Origin of the sequence: Dietzia lutea (genome assembly GCF_003096075.1) — a bacterium.
GTDB classification, from domain to species: domain Bacteria; phylum Actinomycetota; class Actinomycetes; order Mycobacteriales; family Mycobacteriaceae; genus Dietzia; species Dietzia lutea.
Window position 1 is genome coordinate 37,809 of sequence record NZ_CP015450.1, and the last position, 18,712, is coordinate 56,520.

Here is an 18,712-nt window from a genome sequence, read left to right on the forward strand (position 1 = left end):
CATCGATGAACGGTCTCGGAGCCCAGCTGGAGAGCCCTCGAAACCCTAGCTTGTCATAAAGTCTGGATGTCGGCGGGTGGAGGGTCCGCAAGGGTCCTTCACCAGTAGCGGTGCGCTTGGGGAAGGTGGCATGGAAGAGGAGCTGGGGTCGATATACGGATCGGGCGACTGCACCCCCTTCTCACCCGTGTCGGTTCCACCGCTCTGGAAGGCTGTTCGGTGGGGCGATTGAGCTTCTCGATGGGCAATGTCTGGTAGGGCACGGCGCAGTCGAGTGGCGAATCATTAATCGATCTCTATCGCTGCGGCGATGTGGGCGTGGGGTCAGCCGGACTTGCCGGTTAACGATCAGACGGCGGCCGTCGCTGGTCAGTCGGATGTCACGGTGGGAGATGAGAACCTCCGGCTGGAGTGGGCCTTAGGCAGCCGTATCCCAACCGGAGGTTCTCGTTCGCAACCAGGCTCGCCGCAACCAACGTCCTGGCCGGGGGCATCTAGTAGGCGCCGAGATCGCGCATCTCGAAGAGTCTGCGGGGGTTATCGACCGTGATCTCGGTTACGTGCTCCTCGGAGAGCCCGCGCTCCAACAATGCCGGCACGACCTTGAGCTTTGCATCGGTGTAGAGCGGCTTCACCGGGAACTCGGGTATGACGTCGGTGAAGACCGTGTCATCGTTCCCCAAGAGAATCTGGGCTGAGTAGCCCATCTCGCAGAGCTGGATGATGCGGCTGATCCGCTGCTCCCAGGCCCAAGGGAAGATGTGCCCCAGGCCGACGGTGTCGAAGCCGATGAAGGAGCCCTTGTCGAGCACCTTGACGAACTCCTCGATCGGAACCTCCGGCGGCGTGTAATCGGCGTGACCGAACTCGACCCGGCGGAGGTCGACGCCTTCCTTCTCGAGCGCGGCCTGCTGGTCCTGAATGCTGAGGATGCCCGGCCGGTCGCCCGATGACGCAGAATGAGTCGTGATAGGTGCCCCGGTGCGACGGTGCGCTTCGGCGGATGCTGCGATGATCGCCTGCACGCCCTCGTTGATTCCGAGGTGATCGGAAGCGAACTTGATGATCCCGGCCTTCACACCTGTGCCGGGAACGCCCTCTTCGATGTCCTGTACCAGGACGTCCGCCAGCCTCGGCGGCTTGGTCTCGAATGCGTCCGGGAACATCAGTCCCAGCTCGAAGATGGGCGGCAGATCCCTCCACGTGTACCACCCGGTGGTCACGATGATGTTGACCTCGGTCTGCGCGGCGATCTCCTTGACCCAAGGAACATTCCTGCCGATGCCCGGGATGACTCGGTCGACGATCGTGTCGACGCCGACTGCTTTTGCCTCGTTGAGCGCGTCGACGGCTTTCTTGATGCGAGCCGCCTTGATCTGCTCTTGCTCCGCGGGGTCGGCCGAACCGGTCAGGCTCAGATGTGGCCAGTTGAAGTCGACCTCCATCTGGTTAGGACCAATGATTGCCTCTGCCCCGCTCGTGAAACCCATGTCAGCGGCGTCGATCTCGTCGCCTCGAGCAGTTGGTACTAGAGCCATGTCATCCTCTTTCCTGGCACTGATCTGTTTGCTTGATCGCAGTCAAACAGAGTGACGTACGTCATGCGATCCACCGACCCGACCCGGGCACGTGGTGCCGCTGCGCGCGCGTCCCGGCAGCCCGCCACAACAAACTGCCGTTAACTTACCGTTCCATATAGTTTCCCCTTGTGACTCTTCACCGTGAGCTTTCCTCCCCGCGCCGCTGGGCGGCGCTCGCCGTGCTCGTCAGTGCTGTCCTGCTCCTGGCCATCGACGCCACCGTGCTCTACCTGGCCGTTCCCTCGTTGACGGCGGATCTGAACCCGACGGCGAACCAGATTCTGTGGATCGGGGACGTCTACTCGTTGGCCATCGCCGGTCTGCTGGTCACGATGGGCACCCTGGCCGACCGGATCGGCCGCAAGAGGTTGCTTATGATCGGCTCCGCGGCATTCGGTCTCGCCTCGCTGCTGGGTGCCTTCGCGCCCAACGCCGAGCTGCTCATCATGGCGCGACTCCTGCTTGGCGTTGCGGGCGCCACTATCATGCCGTCGACCCTGTCGATCATCCGGGCGATGTTCCCTGATCCCACTGAGCGGACCCGCGCCATCGCCATCTGGTCCGCGGCGTCAGCTGCCGGCATCGCGATCGGACCCCTGGTTGGTGGCGCCCTCTTGGAGAACTTCTGGTGGGGCTCGGTCTTCCTCATCAACATCCCGGTGGTCCTGGTGACGTTGACTGCTGGCGCGTTCCTGATCCCGGAGTCCCGCGACCCGAATCCCGGGCGGTTCGACATCATGTCGTCGTTCCTGTCGTTCGGCGCCATTGTCCCGCTGGTCTACGCGATCAAGCACGGTGTCGACCACGGTCTCGACGCCATCACGGGGGGAGGTCTGGTACTCGGAGTGGCGGTCGGTGCCGTCTTCGTCCGCAGGCAGCGTCGGCTGACGAGTCCGATGATCGACGTGACGCTTTTTCGCAACCCGTCGTTCAGAGGCGCGGTCGGTGCGAACGTCGTCGCGATCTTCGCCCTCACCGGCCTGCTGTTCTTCTTCTCTCAGTACCTCCAGCTTGCGCGGGGCCTCAGCCCGCTCCGCGCCGGACTCGCCGAGCTTCCCACGGCGATCGCCTCGATCGCGGTGGTCGCCATCGTCGGGCTAGCGCTCCGCCGCCTCGGCCGCGGTCGTGCGGTGGCCGTCGCCCTGCTCGTCTCGGCCGGCGGGATGGCACTCATCGCGCAGGCCGTCGACTCGGCGCCTCTGCTCCTGGTCTGCCTCTCGCTGATCCCGGTGGGTCTGGGCGTCGGCCTCGCGATGACCCTGACCACCGACGCCGTCGTGACGGCGGTCCCGCCGCGCAAGGCCGGAGCCGCTTCGGCCATCGCGGAAACGGCCTACGAGCTCGGCGTCGCACTCGGCATCGCCGTGCTGGGTTCGCTGGTGACAGTTGTGTACCGCTCGTCGTTGAGCCTTCCCGCGGGTTCCGAGACTCCCGCCGTTCGTGAGTCCCTCGCTTCCGCTCTTCAGAGCGTCCCGGCGGAGTCGCATGTGGCGGATATCGCCCAGGCGGCGTTCGCCCAGGCCATTGAGAAGGCGTCGCTGGTCGCCGGCCTGCTCCTGCTGGTCGCCGCGGTGATCGCCTGGGGGACGATTCCGAACGATCGTGGAGCCGCCAAGGACCCACACGACGAGCCCGGCGACTCCGAGCAGGCGGCCGGTGACGACGCGCCGGTCTGCGGCTGAGTTCGGGAGGCCGGTGTGAGCTCGTCGGTGATTGTGGTGAGCCTCTCCGCAGGCGCGCTGCTCCCGCACTCTGGACGATCTGAGGCCTCGCGCTTCGAAGCCGAGTGGAGCCCGGTTTATCCGTCCGCGAGCACAGGTTCGTGGATGTCTGCGGGGGCCAGTTCGCCCGGTCGCCGTGCGGTGGTGCGGGTCACGTGGCGTGTCGGTCGTTGGTGCTCGCGCCAGCGAATGGTCACCGTTGCACCTGTGCGTCCGACAGCTGCGGTGAGGTCGACGTGACGCAATATCCCTCGCTCCGAAGTCCCCGCGCTCTCCGCGCGGGCCGTGGACGAGTCTCGGGAGCCGACTCGTGCCGCGGCCGAGTAATCGGGCCTTCGGGCAGCCAGTCCGCCACCGACGGCGGCGTCATCATCAGCTGCTCGCGATCGGCAGCCACGAAGTTGTACGCCATGCCCGCAATTCTGAAGTACCCGGCCTGCCAGTCCGCCGCCAAACGCGCTCATCACTCTGATTCGTACTTCGTGACCTGTGGAAACTCAGGTCACGGGCTATTTCGCGTTGTCCGGCTGAAACCGGCTGGTCGTCTCATCCTTGACTATGGAATCGCCCTTGCTCACCAGTCCCTGCTCCTGGGCTGCGGCAGTCAGACGACTGACGGGCGTTATCGCGAGACCAGCCAGTCACCTCGATGGCCTGATTGAGAATCACACCCCTTGTCCTTCATTCGACGCAGCCTTCGCGAACCTCGTGGCGATCTCCGCACGTGAGGCCATCGACAACTCATTTCCCATGCCCCATCGTCGCACCAGTTTCGCGGACATTCTTCGTGAGTCTCGTCGGCTTAATGATTGAAGACGCGCGTCCGTGTTAGGATCGCGCTATGACAGCGTCAACCATCGAGTATCGAGAAGCGGGGTCGGTCGCCACCATCCGCCTCCAGCGTCCAGAAGTCCACAATGCTCTCGACGCGCAGACGCTGGGGGCGCTGGTAGAGGTCGCGGAGGACGCCGCCCAGAATCCCGCTGTCGCGGCGATCGTTCTCACCGGCGGGCCCCGTGCGTTCACAAGCGGCATCGATCTGAAAGAGTTAGCGAGGCTGGACGCTGCCGGGCTTCGCTCCCAAGCCGAGGCCCTCCAGAAGCTCGCCACCGTCCTGCGATACGCGCCGAAGCCAACGATCGCGGCCGTATCGGGCCTCGCGTATGGCGGCGGACTTGAGACCGCGGTCAACTGCGATGCTCGCATCGCCACGCCAGCCGCTCGGTTCGCCTGCCCCGAAGTTCGAGTCGGCCTGACCATCACCAACGGCTCGTCGATGCTGTTGCGGCGACTGATTGGGGACGGTTGGACCCGGGAGCTGACGCTTTTCGGTGCCGTCCTCGACGCTGAAACGGCGCAACGAATCGGCCTCGTCACCCGAGTTGTCGAGCCGGACGACTTGGAAGCAGAGGCGCAGAAGATGGCGCAGTATGCAGCCTCGTGCTCCCAGGACGCCGTGCGGCGTACGAAGGAGCTTCTCAATGCCGACCCCCGCGGTTGGCGAGACATGCTCACCGCGGAAACGGAGGCGGTGGTCGCAGGTTTCGGCTCGGCGGAGCTGCAGACTAGTCTCCGGGCGTTCGCTGAGCGCCGCACGGAAGGAGGTGCGTGACTCCCGTGTCCACAATCGAGCAGCTTATCGCAACCAGGGCAGTCACCGGCCCCGACACGTGCTTTCTGAGGTTCCGCGACGGTGATCTCACCTACGGGGAAGTTGATCGTCGCTCGACGCGACTGGCGGCAGGATTCGCATCCATTGGGGTCGGGCAGCGTGACGTGGTGGCCGTGTTGATGCCGAACTGTGCTGAGTTTGTTCTAGCCTGGTTTGCGCTCTCGAAGCTCGGCGCGGTCGTCGCGCCATTGAACACCGCGTATCGCGGGCCGCTTCTCGCACATGCGCTTGATCTCACTGAGGCGAAGTTCCTGATCACCACCGTCGAGCTTGCCGACGGTGTGCAGGCCGTTCACGACCAGCTCCCGCATCTGGACACCGTGATCCTCCGGGAAAAGGCGTCCGAAACTCCCGACCTGAGTGACCTGAGCGTACGATCCCTGTCCGATCTCGAGGCTAGCGGTCTGGACTTCACCGCCGTTTCGAACGCGGATGGGGATTTGGCGATGCTGCTCTTCACTTCAGGGACAACTGGGCGCTCGAAGGCATGTGAGTTGTCGCACCGCTACCTCGTGCGGCATGCCCAGACGATGGTTGAGACCCTCGGCCTTCGAAGCGACGACGTCCTCTATTCGCCGTTTCCGCTGTTTCACATCGATGCCACCGTACTGACCGTGCTGCCGGCCCTCCTGCTCGGGGCGACCGCCGCGATCGGGGAGCGCTTCTCCGTCAGCGGCTTCTGGGACGAGGTGAAGTCGTTCGGTGCGACGGTCTTCGACTTCATGGGAGCGACGCTCACCCTGCTCTATAAGCAGCCGCCGACGCCGGGGGACGGCTCGAACCCCGTTCGGCTCGCGTGGGGCGTACCGCTTCCTGATTTCGCACCCGAGTTTGAGGAGCGGTTCGACCTTCGGCTGCTTGAGGGTTACGGGTCGACCGACGCCGGAATCGCGATGTTTGAGCCCTTGGACCAACCGCGCCGGCGGAACAGCTGCGGCAAGCCGTTGGAGATCTACGACGTGCGGCTGTTCGGGCCGGACGACCGGGAGGTCCCGGTCGGCCAGGTCGGGGAGATCGTCCTCCGTCCACGCGAGCCCTACCTCCTGTCGAACGGGTACTTCCGTCAGCCTGAGGCGACCGTTGCCTCCCGTCGAAACCTCTGGTTTCACACGGGTGACCTCGCGCGCAGCGACGACGATGGCTACTTCTACTTCGTCGGGAGAGTCACCGACTCCATTCGTCGCCGCGGCGAGAACATCTCGGCGCTCGAGGTCGAGGAGCTCGTCGAGACTCATCCGGACGTTCAGGAGGCCGCAGCCTTCGGCGTCCCGAGCGAGCTCTCCGAGGAGGACGTGATGCTCACCGTGGTCGCCCGCCATGGCGCGCACGTGATGCCGGCTGAACTCGCTGACTTCTGCGCGACGATCATGCCCGGGTACATGGTTCCGAGGTACATCGACGTCGTCGCATCACTGCCGCACACTCCGACCGAAAAGGTCGAGAAGCACATTCTTGTGCAACGGGGGGTCACGCCAACGACCTGGGACCGTGCACTAGCCAACCGAAGTTGACGATGTCCACGGAAGAAAACCGCATCACTCACGTCGGCGGCCGCTTCGACTACCCGCGGCGCTAAAGCACAAATGGGATCTCTCGTCCAACCTAGATCGACCCCTCCGCCTCAATATCGGCCCTACCAGGCGGTAAGGAGGTATCAAGGAGGCCGCCCGCGTACAATCGCTCGTTCAGGACTTCGCAGTGACGCTCAACTATCTGCGCGAGCCGAAGTAGTCGGATAGTGGCGATAAACAGTTAGCTGGCATCCTCATCGCGCGTGGCCGGATGCTGGATCGACTCCGTCTCGAGCTTGCGCAGTTCATCGCGCGACGCCTGCTTCAGGATATCCCGGTGCTTGGCGATCATCTCGCAGGCGAGTGAGCTGTTCGCGTCGTCTAGGGCCCTGACGATTTCGTGCCGACACGCATCCAGTTGCTTGGCGTCCCTCCCACGGTAGCTCGGCCCCCAAGCGCGAGCGAGAACCCCCGGCACTGTGAGCCGCCTGTATGTGAGCAACATCGACGGCGCACCCGACAAGCGCACGATCTCCTCGTGGAACGCCTTCTCGAGCTCCAAGGCAAGGTACGTGTCGACGACCTCCTCGTGGCTCACGCGCGTGATCTGGTCGGACGTCTCTTGTAGCCGCGCTAGCGCATCCGGCTGCGGACGTCCGCCGCAAGCCATTACCGCGCCGAACTCGATCGCGCAGCGGGCATCGAGCACGTCGTCGATCAGCCGGGGGTTCAGCGGCGGAAGGACGTACCCGCCCGTGGAAAGCCGCGCGATGAGGCCCTCCGTCGACAGTCGGGCGAGGGCGTGGCGAAGCACTAGCGGCGGAATGTCGAGACCCCCTGCGAGTTCGGCGACATCCAGCTCGGCGCCCCTGAGAAAGCGTGCGTTGAGGATCTGCTCGCGGAGGACGTCGTAGGCCAGCTCGTCCTCGGGCATTGAGAGGCGGCCGAATGTGCCGCGAAAGTAGGCCAGGGGCGCCCCTTCGCTCGCGGTGGCGGTTATCACCCGAGCAAGGAACGCGGTGTGCGTGCCGCCGATAGCCTCTTCCTCGACCTCGCATTCCAGATGGGCCAGAGCGTCGGTGATCAGTGGCAACCCAAGTGGTCCGCTACTGATCTGGACGCCCTCGAACTTGTCCGTGGACGCTGGGCGCGCAAAACGCTCGGCGAGATCTCCCTGCGCCTCGCTCAGGATGTTGACGGCAAAGCTCGATTCAGCCTTGATGGCAGCGCAGATGCTCGCACGATTGTGGAGGCACACCACCACCATAGGGGGATCGAGCGATAGGGAGCTAATGGCACTTACGGTCGCGCCAGCCCGCTCGCCGTCCGGTTCAGCCGTCACCACCGCAACGCCACTCGCGAAATGGCCGATCACATTGCGGAACTCGGCGTCGGTAGGCGGGGTGATTGGCGTTCTGGGGAGAGTGGTCATCGGTGTGCTCCAGAAATGGTGAGAACGACTGCTCTAAGGCAGAAGCGTGTCAACGGTCCAATGTATTCTAACACAGACGGACGAGTTACGAACCGATATCACTGCAACCGTTCGGCCTCGCGGGCTCCGATGCGGGCGTAAAGGGTGGTACGGCCTGGCGCGACGCGCCGCAATCGCGGGCGGTAGGCAAGCCGCGGGGTGCGGAAGTGTGTCGAACGCGTCGCTAGCCCCGGTGATTCACTGGCCGTGAGGACCGCTGCTGCGAGGTGGCGGCCGGCTCGATTTGGTGCGTAGGCGTGGGAGGGCGCCGGCTGGCGCTGCCCGGTGGCGGGTCTCCGGGTGGTGTTGTCGAGGGTGGGTGTGGTCAGGCCGGTTTGGGAATCGCGGCGATGGTGTTGAACACGGCGACGATGGCGATCGCCCAGGGCGACGTTTCGGGGATTTTCACTCTTCGTCGTCGGCCGCTGCGGACCAGCCGGGCTGCCACGTGAAGGAAGCGGTAGCGCAGCGCTTTTGGCTCACACAACGCCAGGACTGCGGCATCGTCGGTGTAGGCGAGCGTCCGGGTCCAGGCCACGAGGTCAGCGGCGAGCATCACCGCCACCAGCCACGCCTGGTTGAGGGCGAACTCCCGCGAGGGAAGCCGGCCGAGCCCGGTGTCTTTGGCGTGTCGATCCGGTCCTCCACCCGGGCGTGAGCCCGGTGCCTGGCCTCGAGGAATTGGAGCTGGCCGGTGGCGGTGTTGGTGACGAACGCCTGGTAGCGCCACCCGTCGATCTCCTCGAACATCGATAGCTGGGCGCCCGGGTCGGGCCGCTCGCGGCGGACGATCACCCGCATCCCCGCCGGCCACTTGGCGAGCAGCCCAGGGGCGAGGAATCCGGTCAGTTCGGCAACCTCGGCCCCGTCGCGGATGTCGCCCGACGGGTTCAACGCCGGCCCCCACGCTTCCTCGGGGCAGGTTGCGATGGCCCGTCGCAACGGGCCGGTGATGGAGAATCCGACCGAGTAGTCCACTCGTCGACCACGGACGCGGTTCTGCTCGGTGATCCAGTTCAGCAGGTCGTGGGAGGCGCCGGCGCCGTCGGAGCGGATCAGCAGATCACGTCGATGGTTGGCGGGGACCTGGGCGATCGCCTGGCCCAGGACGTCGATGTGGTCGGCGGCGGTGTTCGACCCGGCGTTGCCCGGCCGCAGGCTCGCCGCGAGGAACTCGGTCGTGTTGTCGCACCACACGCCGATCGGGTGGTAGCCGAAGGTGCGCTTGTACGTCGGCGCCGCGTGTTCCTTTTCGCTGTGGGTGACCACGATCGTGGCGTCCACATCAAGCACGATCGCCGATCCCAGGTCCCGGCCCGCACACGCCGATGCGGGGACCCCGTCGGGCAGGAGGGACCACACATGCCGCCGCGTACGTGCATGCGCTACCTGGATCTTCTTGCGCTTGCCGGCGGTGACCTCATCGAGCGTGCGCCACACCGTCGGCGCCGAGGTTATCGGGCCCATGGCCCCGGACTGGTGGCGCAGAACAGCGATGTCGGAGATGGATTCGCCGCCATCGGCGAGGATCACCGCGGCGTCGACCAGCACCCTGCCGCGGTCATGGACCGGAGTGAACCGGCGGCGAGCCATGGCCCCGGACAGCTCGGCGGTGAGCCCGACACGGTCCGCCAGAAGACGTGGCGCTACAACCCCGGCATGAGCGATCACCCCGACACCATCAGCGGAGAAGGGCAGACCGGACGACCACGAAGTACGCCACCTACCGAGCGCTTTCTGCTTGAGGAACCGGATCCTTAGACAAGACCAGTTTTCCCTGATCAGGAAGCACTACGGTCTATTTTAGCCCAGCGATCCGCAGATCCCCGTGAATCACCGGGGCTAGCCAGCAAGCTGGCAAATTCGGACAGTAAGGGGGTTGACAGTCTGTATGGGGCGAACTATCGTCACTTCACTAACTCATACGTCCGAGTTGTAAAAACCGGTAGTCCACTCCGTCGAGGGTGCAAGGTAGATAGGAAGCGCTTTGAGATTCTCACCGATTGTTTCCGTTGCGGCGGCGACTATTGTCCTTCTGGCGGGTTGCGCAACAGATGAAAGCACTCTGAACGGTGACTCAATCACGGAACCATACTCGGGCTTGCCCGAGGACATCCTTGACTCCCGAGTGATTGAGGTCGGTGCTGACTTCGGTTACCCGCCTTACAGCTACAATCAGAATGGGGAACTCGTCGGCAGCGAAGTTGACCTGGTTAAGGCGGTCGCTGATGAGCTCGGAATCGACGCCCAGTTTACCCAGCTCGCTTATGAAACGATGATCCCGTCTGTTGCAAACGGTCGAATGCACATGCTCCTTGGGCCCTTCCAGAGTTTGCCTGAGCGGTATGAGCAGGTCACCATGATCGAAATTTTCCGTATGCAGATGCAAGCCGTCGTCAAGAAAGGGAACCCCTCCGAGTTCAATGCGGACGATCCCTGCGGCGCAATGGCTGGCGAGGGTGCGGGGAGCATCAACATGTGGACGGTCGAGGACCTTTCCGAGCAGTGCGTTGCAGCTGGCGAGCCCGCGATCGAGATTCTGCCGCTGGCAGAGAATGCCAATGCTTACCAATCAGTTCTCAGCGAGCGCACCGACTTCACGATGCAGCAGACACCGGCAGCGTTGCACATGGTGGAGACGTCGGATGACTTCGAGCTCAACGGTGACCCGATCCCGGCTCCGGCGGGTGACCTTCAGGGTTGGATTGTGCAAAAGGGCAATGACAAGCTCGTGGAATCTCTGATCTGGGCGGTGGAGCAGTTAATCGAGTCCGGCGAGTGGCGGGAGATCATGGAAAGGCACGGACTGTGGGGTTCTGCGCTACCCGGTCCACTCGTGAACACCGAGGCGCCCCGGTAATGAGCATCCCCGACACTGTAAGGACAGTAAGGGATCATCCGCGCGCCCCGATGGAGATCGTGGCTAGGCGCTACTACGGGCGCTGGGTGGCGGCCGCTCTCGCGATATTCGTACTTGCCGCTCTGGCCTGGGGGCTTTGTTCTGCCGAGGCGATGCAGTGGGATGTCGTAGGTCAGTATCTCTTTGCCCCACTCGTCCTTGTAGGCGTCCTTAACACCCTTCTGTTGACGATCTCTGCGGCTACCGTCGGAGTGGCGATCGGAACGATGGTGGCGGTAATGCGGCTGTCCAAAAACCCGGTGCTGTGGAGCGCATCGGGACTGTTTCAATGGTTCTTCCGGGGTACGCCCATCCTCGTTCAGCTTCTTTTCTGGTTCAACTTGTCATCGTTAGTCCAGCGCGTGGAGATTCCTTTCCTCGGAATCAGCGGCAATATGAACGACATCATGACTCCGTACCTTGCGGCGCTGCTCGGTCTCGGACTGAATTTCGGCGCCTACTACTCTGAGGTTGTTCGAGCCGGCATCCTCTCGGTTGACGAGGGACAGGAAGATGCGGCGGCTGCATATGGATTAACGCGCTTGCAGACACTGAGGATCATTATTTTGCCGCAGGCAATGCGTGTGATCATTCCGCCCACGGGAAACGAGTTGATCGGACTTCTTAAGTACACCTCACTAGCGAGCATTGTCGCATTCGGGGAACTAACTCGTAGTGTGAACGACGTCTACAGTGTGACCTATCAGGTCATTCCCTTGCTTGTGGTCGCATCTATCTGGTATCTCATCATCACCAGCGTACTGAACGTGGGTCAGTACTTCTTGGAGCGGCGATTCTCAAGGGGTACGACACGTCTCTCTCAGTCGAGCAGGCTGAGCCGTCTGATGAAAAAACTACGTTCGAAGGGGTCGTGACAGTGAGCGCGCCGATGGTTAAGGCAGTAGGCGTCAGAAAGGCGTACGGAGGCCTCCCGGTACTGTCGGGCTTTGATCTCGAAGTCGGGGCGGGCGAAGTCTGTACCATCCTCGGACCCAGCGGCTCTGGTAAGAGTACTTTCCTACGTTGTGTAAACCATCTTGACCCGATTGATGACGGCAAGTTAATCGTGGATGGGCAGATCCTCGGCTATCGTGAACGGCGGGGGAAACTGTACGAATTGCGAGAAACTCAATTAAGGCGACAGCGCCGCCACATCGGCATGGTGTTTCAGCATTTCAACTTGTTTCCGCATATGACGGCTGCCGAGAACGTGTCGCTTGCGCCCAGGATCGTGCACGGGCGCGGTCGAGCCGAGACTCAAATCGATGCACTATCGCTGCTGGACCGGGTAGGCCTGCGTAGCAAAGCCGAGAAGTATCCCCGGCAGCTGTCTGGGGGCGAACAGCAACGGGTCGCGATCGCGCGCGCTTTGGCGATCTCGCCGAAGCTGATGCTGTTCGATGAACCCACTAGCGCGCTCGATCCGGAGCTCGTTGGTGAGGTGTTAGGCGTCATTCGCGAAGTTGCGACGTCGGGAATCACGCTACTCATCGTCACTCACGAGATGAAGTTCGCGGCTGAAGTGTCCGACAAGGTTGTATTTATGGACGGTGGGATTGTTATCGAACAAGGTCCCCCTAGTGTCCTGACTAATCCGCGAGAGGAACGTACGAGGGCATTTCTAGACCGAGTTCTGTAGCTCGAGTTGCCATCGATGTGCCACCGAGGACTCAACTTGGCGCCCTCAGGGATCTCCAGACTACTGGGTGATCAGTTGTATGCGACGCGCTCGGACCCGGCGATAGGAGTGGTCGTCTGTAGGAGTGCCGGTGGGACCGGCGCTCAGGACTTACTTTGCCAGGCTGCTGTGTCGTAGCCGGGGCGGGACCTAGTCGAATGTGAGGAGGCAATGAAACCTCGTCGTATGAGTGTTCGAACGCTGAATTGGCCGCGAGACCGACCTCTATGTTGGGACTGGCACAACGGGTAGCAAGCTGCCTCCGGTGGTGGTGCCGGCACTGCGAGTTTTATGATTACGAACGTCCGCGCTGGATTGTGGCGGACACGTCTTCTGAAGTTGTGAGAAGGGCAGAGGGGGCTACTTGTGCCAAAGTACATTGACCACGAAGCGAGGAAGGCCGAAGTTGCAGCAGCCGTCGTACGCGTCGCGCAGGGCGGCTTGGATGCGGTCACGCTGCGCGCAGTCTCGAAGGAGTCAGGGTGGTCGACAGGGTCTATCGCCCACTACTTCCCTGACAAAGAATCGCTACTCGAGGCCGCCTTCGCGCTCATCACGGAGCGCTCACGGCGGAGTCTGGCGAAGGTCCTCATCGACGGAGATCGGGATCCGATTCTGCGCTTACGCGACTTCCTCGATGCCAAGACTGACAACGTCGCTGGTCAGCCCGATGTTATGGTCTGGTTTGCATTTTTGGGACGGGCGCTTATCGACCGCGAACTCGGCGGCCACCAGCAAGAAGCCTATGAGGCATGGGTCGAGATGGTGCGCAGCGTGATTGAAGAGGCGCAGGCGGCAGGGGACATAGAATCGGATCGCGATGACACCGGGTATGCTTGCTTATTGCTAGCACTGGTCGACGGATTTTTCTTGCAACAGAGTTTTATGAGGGATTACCCACCAAACCACCGCGACTTGGCTCGGGGAGCGCTCTTGATACTGGCGACGCGCCAGGGAAGGAAGAAGCTGCTCGAGGCCGAGTCCGCCCCAGCTTCAGCGCCGCTGGGACTAATCCCGATTCCGTAAGTCCGCCACACTGGTCGTCACGGACGTTGTGGAGCTTTTGAAACCGGCTGTGAGCATTCACGAAGCGGGGTGGCGAACGCCGTCTCGGTCATCGCTAGGTGCCCGCGCGACGCAGTTAGCTTACATTTTGCCCGAGGCCTCAATCGATGCACTCGAGCAGCTGCACAGCGAGAGCGTGATCCGGGAGTGGCGGACCGTCCGCGAAACCCGCAATCTCGGCGACGCCGCCGGCGAACGACACTTGGCGTGGGACCCAGCCACCCACGGCAGTGGCAACGAGGCAGTTGTAGCGCCCAGTCGCGGGAGCGGCATGACCGTCCTCGACGAGCCGAATGCCCGCATCGAGTGCCGGGTTGGCCGGAGAAATGAGAGCGACCTCATGCGGGCACCCAAGCATCTGCCGAGCGCGCTCGACCTCGCCCGCGGAGACGAGGCTCCGGATCGTCGAAGACGATATGGGAGTTCCGCCCTGCTCGACGAGCGGCTGCACCTCGACTGCGAAGCCGTGGCCACCTAGATCGCGCGGCCTTCCCGCGCCGTCTTTCCCGAATCTGAAGTTTGACCCCACGCGGACCGAGTCGGCTTGAAGGCGCCGTGCCAAAATCTGGCTTGCGAAAGCATCTGGGGGCATTTGGCGCATGTTGGAGTCGAACTCGAGCAATACTATTTCACGCACGGCGAGCGCCGCGAGACGCTCGCGCATCAACTGTGTTGTGGCCAGGCGAGGCGGGGCCTCGGCGAGCATGCCACGAGGGTGGCGATCGAAGGTGACCACAGTGTCGCAGCCCGAAATCACGGCCTGATGTCCGCGATGGACACCGTCGAATACTCCACAAGCAATGGTGCGCGGGCGACTGGGGGCTTCTCCGCTGAATGCCGCGATGCGTATCACCGTGGGAAGTCGTGGCGGATCATCGCGCGCGTGCCCACGCAGCTGTTCGCTGTCCGGTCTCTCGGCCGGTCTAACGTCTCCGACCAGTGCGCCGCCTCGCAACATTCGCCCTCCCGAGCAGTTGAGGTGAGTAATTCGGACATGCGTGTTAACCGTAGCACGGGTGCACGCCCTCCGCCCAGACATTGATGCTGCCTCCTAGCGATCGTGAAGAGCTGGAGAGGGCTCTTCCGGTTTTAAAGTGCGTTGATTCGTGCCTGGAGTCCGCCGGAGTGGATGAGTGACCGCAAGATGTAGTGCTTGAGGTTCCGGAAGCCCAGGGCGATTCCGCGGAGGTGCTCGAGGCGTCCGTTGATGGCCTCGACGGGGCCGTTGGAGGCGCCCACGTCGAAATAGGCCAGGATCTCGCGGCGCCGCCTCCACAGCGACCGGCCGAGCTGCGCGAGCTCGGGCAACTCCTTGGGCACCCCGGCCCGGACCGAGCGCAGGAGCTTGTACATCGCAATCTTGCCCTCCCGCTTGCCTGAGGCTTCGTAGGCGGCGATGAGCCGCTGGTAGACGCCGTAGGTGACCTCCACTGCGGCGTGCGCATCATGGGCGGTGAACGCTTTGACCAGGCGGACCTTCTGCTTGTCGGTCAGCAGCTCAGCCCGGGTGTTCATCGTCCGGCGGGTGGCGTACAGCGGATCGCCCGTGCGCCCCCGGTGCCCGGTGGTGTCCTGCTGGATGCGCTGGCGGCACACGGTGAGCTTGTCGGCGGCAAGGTGCACGACGTGGAACGGGTCCATCACCGTCCGCGCTTCAGGGACGGCCTTGGCGGCGGCGGTGTGGTAGCCGGCGAACCCGTCCATCGTGACAACCTTGACTCGATCTCGAAACACCTGGTCACGGGCGTCCAGCCACTCGGTGAGCACCTTCGCCGAACGGCCCGGGACGATGTCCAGCAACCGGGACGGGCCGGTGCCGTCCACGACCGGGGTGAGGTCGACGAGAACGGTGACGAACGAGCTGCTGCCGTCGCCGCGCACGTGCTTCCATTTGTGCTCATCGACCCCGAGAATGCGGACGCCGTCGAAGTGTCCGGGCTGGTCGTAGACCATGGCGCGGGTTTCGGTGACCGCTAGGTCGTTGACCAGGTCCCATCTCAGCCCGAGGGCCTTGGCCACGGCGGACACGCTGGTGCGGTCGATCGGCAGGCGCTGCAGAATCCAGCGGCTGCAGCGGCGGGTGGTCTTGGCCCGCGGCTCAGCCAACGCCGGCATCCGCTGCTGGAAAATCCTGGTGCTGCAGGCATTGTTGTCGCAGGTGAAGCGAGGTACCCGCAAGTGCAGCCTGGTCGGGTGACCGACGATCGGCAGATCGGTCACCCGCCGCTGGACGTGGTCTCGCAGCCGGCCCGCCATCCCGCACTCCGCGCAGACCGGGTCCAGTGTGACCGGGGCGCAGAACAGGTGCGTGAGCTCGCCGGCCACGGCGGCGTCGGTGATCGTCACACCGACCTGAGTTGCACATGTTTAGTGCCTGGCGCCTAGCGTCTCGATGATGGCTTGGGTGTCGTCGTCGAGCGGGGTGCGGGCGGTGAGTTCGTGGCCGTCGACGTCGATGACAACGGTGTGGATCCGGCGGAGGGCCCGCACGATCTTCTTGATCGACTGGCAGATAGGGCCAGTGGGTACGCCTAGTCCGGCGATCCGGTACTTGGATTCCGGCGACTCGGTACTCCTTGGGGCGGGCGGGGTGGTCTGCTTGAGTATTTGGAGGGTTGGGGGCCACCGGATATTGCGTTCGGGGGCCAGCAGTATTGCCGTTGGGGGCCGGTGATCGCGACTGTCGGGGCCACCGGCCCCCCGCCGGGGTTTTCGCTACTGGTGCGCTGCGGCGTGCTCGCGCATGTTGTGGGTGCCGGTGTCGATCCAGATGGCGCTGTGGACGATGCGGTCCATGATCGCGTCGGCGTGGACCCCGGAGCCGAGCCGCTGGTGCCAGTCCTTCTTCGCGTACTGGGTGCAGAAGACGGTGGAGCCGGTGTCGTAGCGGCGCTCGAGCAGTTCGAGCAGCATGCTGCGCATCGCCTCATCGGGGTGGTCGAGGAGCCATTCGTCGATGACCAGCAGCGAGAAGGCGGCGTACTTCTTCAGGAACTTCGTCTGCCCCTGCGGTCGGTCTTTCGCCAGCGCCCAGACCTCTTCCAGGTCGGGCATCCGGATGTAGTGCGCCCGGTACCGGTGGGTGCAGGCCTGCTTGGCCAGGGCGCATCCGAGGTAGGACTTGCCCGAGCCGGTGAACCCCTGGAACACGACGTTCTGCTGGCGATCGATGAATGAGCAGGTGGCCAGCTGGGCGAGCACGGCCCGGTTCAGGCCGCGCTCGCCGATCAGGTCCACTCGCCGCAGGTCAGCGCTCGGGTACCGAAGGCCTGCTCGCCGGATCAGGCCGTCGACTTTGGAGTGGTTGAAGCTCTCGTGGGCGTGGTCGACGACCAGCTGCAGCCGCTCATGGAAGCTCATCCCGAGAACGTGGTCCTCGTGTTGGGCCTCGATAGCCTCCAGCAGGGGCTGGGCGCCCATCTCGCGGAGCTTGCGTTTGGTCTCGATATCGATGGCGCTCATCGCGTGCCTCCGGCGTAGTAGTCGGCGCCGCGCACGTAGCCGCCGACCTCAGCGGGTGCTTCTTGTGCTGGTCGCAGGGCCGCGGTCTTGTCCTGACCGGTGACCAGGATCGGTTGGATGTGCGCGTACCGGGGCGAGCGCACCGGGCCGGTCAGCGCCAGGGCGCACGCGGCTTCGACCCGCTCGGCCGAGAAACGGCGAGAAAGGCGCAGTACCGCCAGGGCGGCGTCGAGACCTTGTTCGTCGACCGGGACGGCTTCGAAGATCCGGTTGACCACGATCACCGCCGCCGGCCCCACCCGCTCGGCCCACTGGCGTACCCGCGGCGCATCCCACGGCTGGTACCGCTCGCCAGCTGGCAGGTCGGCGTCGTTGGTGCGGTACTGGCCCGAGGCGCTCTCCGGCAGCAGCAGGTGGGAGGAGAGGCGCTCGGTGCCGCGATAGATCTCCAGCGTTCGGGCGGTGATCCGAACGTCGACCTTCGTGCCGATATGCGCCAGTGGGGCCGAGTAGAAGTTGCGCTCGACCACCACGTGCCCGTTGCGGCCCACGCGGCGGCCGTAGAGCCACCGGCTGATCTCGTACGCCACCGCCGGCAGCGGCGTCAGCAGCGGCTGCTCCTCCGCGGTGAACACGCCGAGTCTTGAGCCGGGGCGTTTCTGGAAGGGCTCGCGGTTGTAGGCATCCATCCGCTCACCGATCACCGCAGCCAGCTCGGGCAGCGAGGCGAACTTCCGGTCCCGCAGTCCGGCGATCACCCACGTCGCCACATGCAAAACGGTGTTCTCGGCCCCAGATTTGTCCTTGGGGCGCCGGATACGCCCTGGTAAAACGGCTGCGGAGTAGTGAGCGGCCATCTCCCGGTACGCGTCGTTCAAGACGATCTCCCCGTCGCGGGGGTGCTTGACCACCCCGGTTTTGAGGTTGTCGCACACGATCCGCGGTACCGAGCCACCGAAGTTCTCGAACATCGCCACGTGCGCCCGCAGCCACGCGTCCTGCTGCATATCGGTCGCCGGATAGACGAACGCGTACCGGCTGAACGGCAGGCACCCAACGAACAGGTACACCTTCGTCGCCGTGCCGGTGACCGGGTCGGTCAGCTCCATCGTCGGACCGGACCAGTCGACCTCGACCGTCTGGGCGGCCTTGTGGCCAACCCGCGAAGCGGCGCCGGTGACCATCACGTGCCGCTGGTAGGTCTTGCACCACCGGTCATATCCCATCGCCGGTGCCTTCGAGGCGCTGCACTGGTCGGTGTACTCGCTGTGCAGGAGCTTCAGCGTGACCCCGACCCGCGCCATCTCCCGGTGAACCTGCTCCCAGTCCGGCTGGGCGAACACGCTCTCGTGCTCCCCGCGGCCCGGGAACAGGCGGGCGTACACCTGCTCATCAGTCAGCTCGGCGACGTCGTCCCAGCTCGTCTCGGTCGCATCGGCGGCCTCCAGCACCGCCGTGATGCTCTTGCGGGACATGCCCTGCGAGGCGGCGATCGCCCGCCCGGACAGTCCCTCGGAGCGAAGCTGCAACACAAGCTTCGCCCTGATCTTCCGTACAGTCACGGATTGCTCCTTCCGCCACGTGCCCTCTACACGCGGCGGAAGGAGCCTAAGGACCGGTGGCCCCCACGGACGCTACTGCTGGCCCCCAAGC

General features: G+C 64.0%; 14 protein-coding genes and 1 pseudogene. 7 read left to right on the forward strand and 8 right to left on the reverse strand.

Annotated elements, in window-relative coordinates; translation table 11 throughout:
* Positions 1–494: 494 nt before the first annotated feature.
* Complete coding sequence (locus tag A6035_RS17565) at positions 495–1,445, reverse strand: phosphotriesterase family protein (RefSeq protein ID WP_162534035.1); 951 nt, start codon at positions 1,443–1,445, stop codon at positions 495–497.
* Positions 1,446–1,708: 263 nt separating this feature from the next.
* Here A6035_RS17565 and A6035_RS17570 point away from each other — a divergent pair, with 263 nt between their 5' ends.
* The 3 genes from A6035_RS17570 (at position 1,709) to A6035_RS17580 (ending at position 6,484) form a co-directional block, all read left to right on the forward strand.
* A complete protein-coding gene (locus A6035_RS17570) occupies positions 1,709–3,262 on the forward strand; it encodes an MFS transporter (RefSeq protein ID WP_108849402.1) in 1,554 nt (517 codons plus the stop codon).
* Between the two features lie 880 nt (positions 3,263–4,142).
* On the forward strand, positions 4,143–4,913 hold the full coding sequence (locus A6035_RS17575; protein ID WP_108849403.1) for an enoyl-CoA hydratase/isomerase family protein: 771 nt from the start codon (positions 4,143–4,145) through the stop codon (positions 4,911–4,913).
* 5 nt (positions 4,914–4,918) lie between these two features.
* Entirely contained in the window at positions 4,919–6,484 is a 1,566-nt protein-coding gene (locus A6035_RS17580; RefSeq protein ID WP_159149236.1) for an AMP-binding protein, read from the forward strand.
* Positions 6,485–6,725: 241 nt separating this feature from the next.
* On the opposite strand, the gene A6035_RS17585 is transcribed toward A6035_RS17580, so the two are convergent.
* Positions 6,726–7,916, reverse strand: a complete 1,191-nt coding sequence (locus A6035_RS17585; RefSeq protein WP_108849405.1) for a flavin reductase — start codon at positions 7,914–7,916, stop codon at positions 6,726–6,728.
* A gap of 364 nt (positions 7,917–8,280) precedes the next feature.
* Positions 8,281–9,653, reverse strand: a pseudogene (locus A6035_RS17590) (IS1380 family transposase).
* 403 nt (positions 9,654–10,056) lie between these two features.
* Here A6035_RS17590 and A6035_RS17595 point away from each other — a divergent pair.
* From A6035_RS17595 to A6035_RS17610, 4 genes are all read left to right on the forward strand, one after another.
* On the forward strand, positions 10,057–10,815 hold the full coding sequence (locus A6035_RS17595) for a transporter substrate-binding domain-containing protein (protein ID WP_159149235.1): 759 nt from the start codon (positions 10,057–10,059) through the stop codon (positions 10,813–10,815).
* Complete coding sequence (locus A6035_RS17600; protein WP_108849407.1) at positions 10,815–11,729, forward strand: amino acid ABC transporter permease; 915 nt, start codon at positions 10,815–10,817, stop codon at positions 11,727–11,729. The genes A6035_RS17595 and A6035_RS17600 overlap by 1 nt, the downstream gene beginning before the upstream one ends.
* A gap of 14 nt (positions 11,730–11,743) precedes the next feature.
* Positions 11,744–12,493, forward strand: coding sequence for an amino acid ABC transporter ATP-binding protein (locus A6035_RS17605; protein WP_108849419.1), 750 nt, complete (start codon positions 11,744–11,746; stop codon positions 12,491–12,493).
* 405 nt (positions 12,494–12,898) lie between these two features.
* On the forward strand, positions 12,899–13,558 hold the full coding sequence (locus A6035_RS17610; RefSeq protein ID WP_108849408.1) for a TetR/AcrR family transcriptional regulator: 660 nt from the start codon (positions 12,899–12,901) through the stop codon (positions 13,556–13,558).
* Positions 13,559–13,697: 139 nt separating this feature from the next.
* Here A6035_RS17610 and A6035_RS17615 read toward each other — a convergent pair whose 3' ends face one another.
* The 5 genes from A6035_RS17615 to istA all read right to left on the reverse strand — a co-directional run bounded on the left by A6035_RS17615 (position 13,698) and on the right by istA (position 18,621).
* A complete protein-coding gene (locus A6035_RS17615; RefSeq protein ID WP_108849409.1) occupies positions 13,698–14,636 on the reverse strand; it encodes an FAD synthetase family protein in 939 nt (312 codons plus the stop codon).
* A 50-nt stretch (positions 14,637–14,686) separates the two neighbouring features.
* The gene (locus A6035_RS17620; RefSeq protein ID WP_108849410.1) at positions 14,687–15,943 is read right to left on the reverse strand and encodes an ISL3 family transposase; all 1,257 of its coding nucleotides are present in this window, start codon (positions 15,941–15,943) and stop codon (positions 14,687–14,689) included.
* 21 nt (positions 15,944–15,964) lie between these two features.
* Positions 15,965–16,087 carry a hypothetical protein gene (locus A6035_RS19255; protein ID WP_279629910.1) on the reverse strand — a complete coding sequence of 41 codons (123 nt, stop codon included), beginning with the start codon at positions 16,085–16,087 and terminating at the stop codon, positions 15,965–15,967.
* Between the two features lie 225 nt (positions 16,088–16,312).
* Positions 16,313–17,059: an ATP-binding protein gene (locus A6035_RS17625; RefSeq protein WP_108848142.1), complete on the reverse strand. Its 747-nt coding sequence runs from the start codon at positions 17,057–17,059 to the stop codon at positions 16,313–16,315.
* Positions 17,056–18,621: an IS21 family transposase gene (gene istA, locus A6035_RS17630; protein ID WP_108848143.1), complete on the reverse strand. Its 1,566-nt coding sequence runs from the start codon at positions 18,619–18,621 to the stop codon at positions 17,056–17,058. The genes A6035_RS17625 and istA overlap by 4 nt, the downstream gene beginning before the upstream one ends.
* Positions 18,622–18,712 lie beyond the last annotated feature (91 nt).

Bases quoted from the DNA above. Each gene is read 5' to 3' on its own strand.
- A6035_RS17565 (WP_162534035.1), bottom strand. From the start codon at position 1,445: ATGGAGGTCGACTTCAACTGGCCACATCTGAGCCTGACCGGTTCGGCC.
- A6035_RS17575 (WP_108849403.1), top strand. From the start codon at position 4,143: ATGACAGCGTCAACCATCGAGTATCGAGAAGCGGGGTCGGTCGCCACC.
- A6035_RS17585 (WP_108849405.1), bottom strand. From the start codon at position 7,916: ATGACCACTCTCCCCAGAACGCCAATCACCCCGCCTACCGACGCCGAG.
- A6035_RS17600 (WP_108849407.1), top strand. From the start codon at position 10,815: ATGAGCATCCCCGACACTGTAAGGACAGTAAGGGATCATCCGCGCGCC.
- A6035_RS17605 (WP_108849419.1), top strand. From the start codon at position 11,744: ATGGTTAAGGCAGTAGGCGTCAGAAAGGCGTACGGAGGCCTCCCGGTA.
- A6035_RS17615 (WP_108849409.1), bottom strand. From the start codon at position 14,636: ATGTCTGGGCGGAGGGCGTGCACCCGTGCTACGGTTAACACGCATGTC.
- A6035_RS17625 (WP_108848142.1), bottom strand. From the start codon at position 17,059: ATGAGCGCCATCGATATCGAGACCAAACGCAAGCTCCGCGAGATGGGC.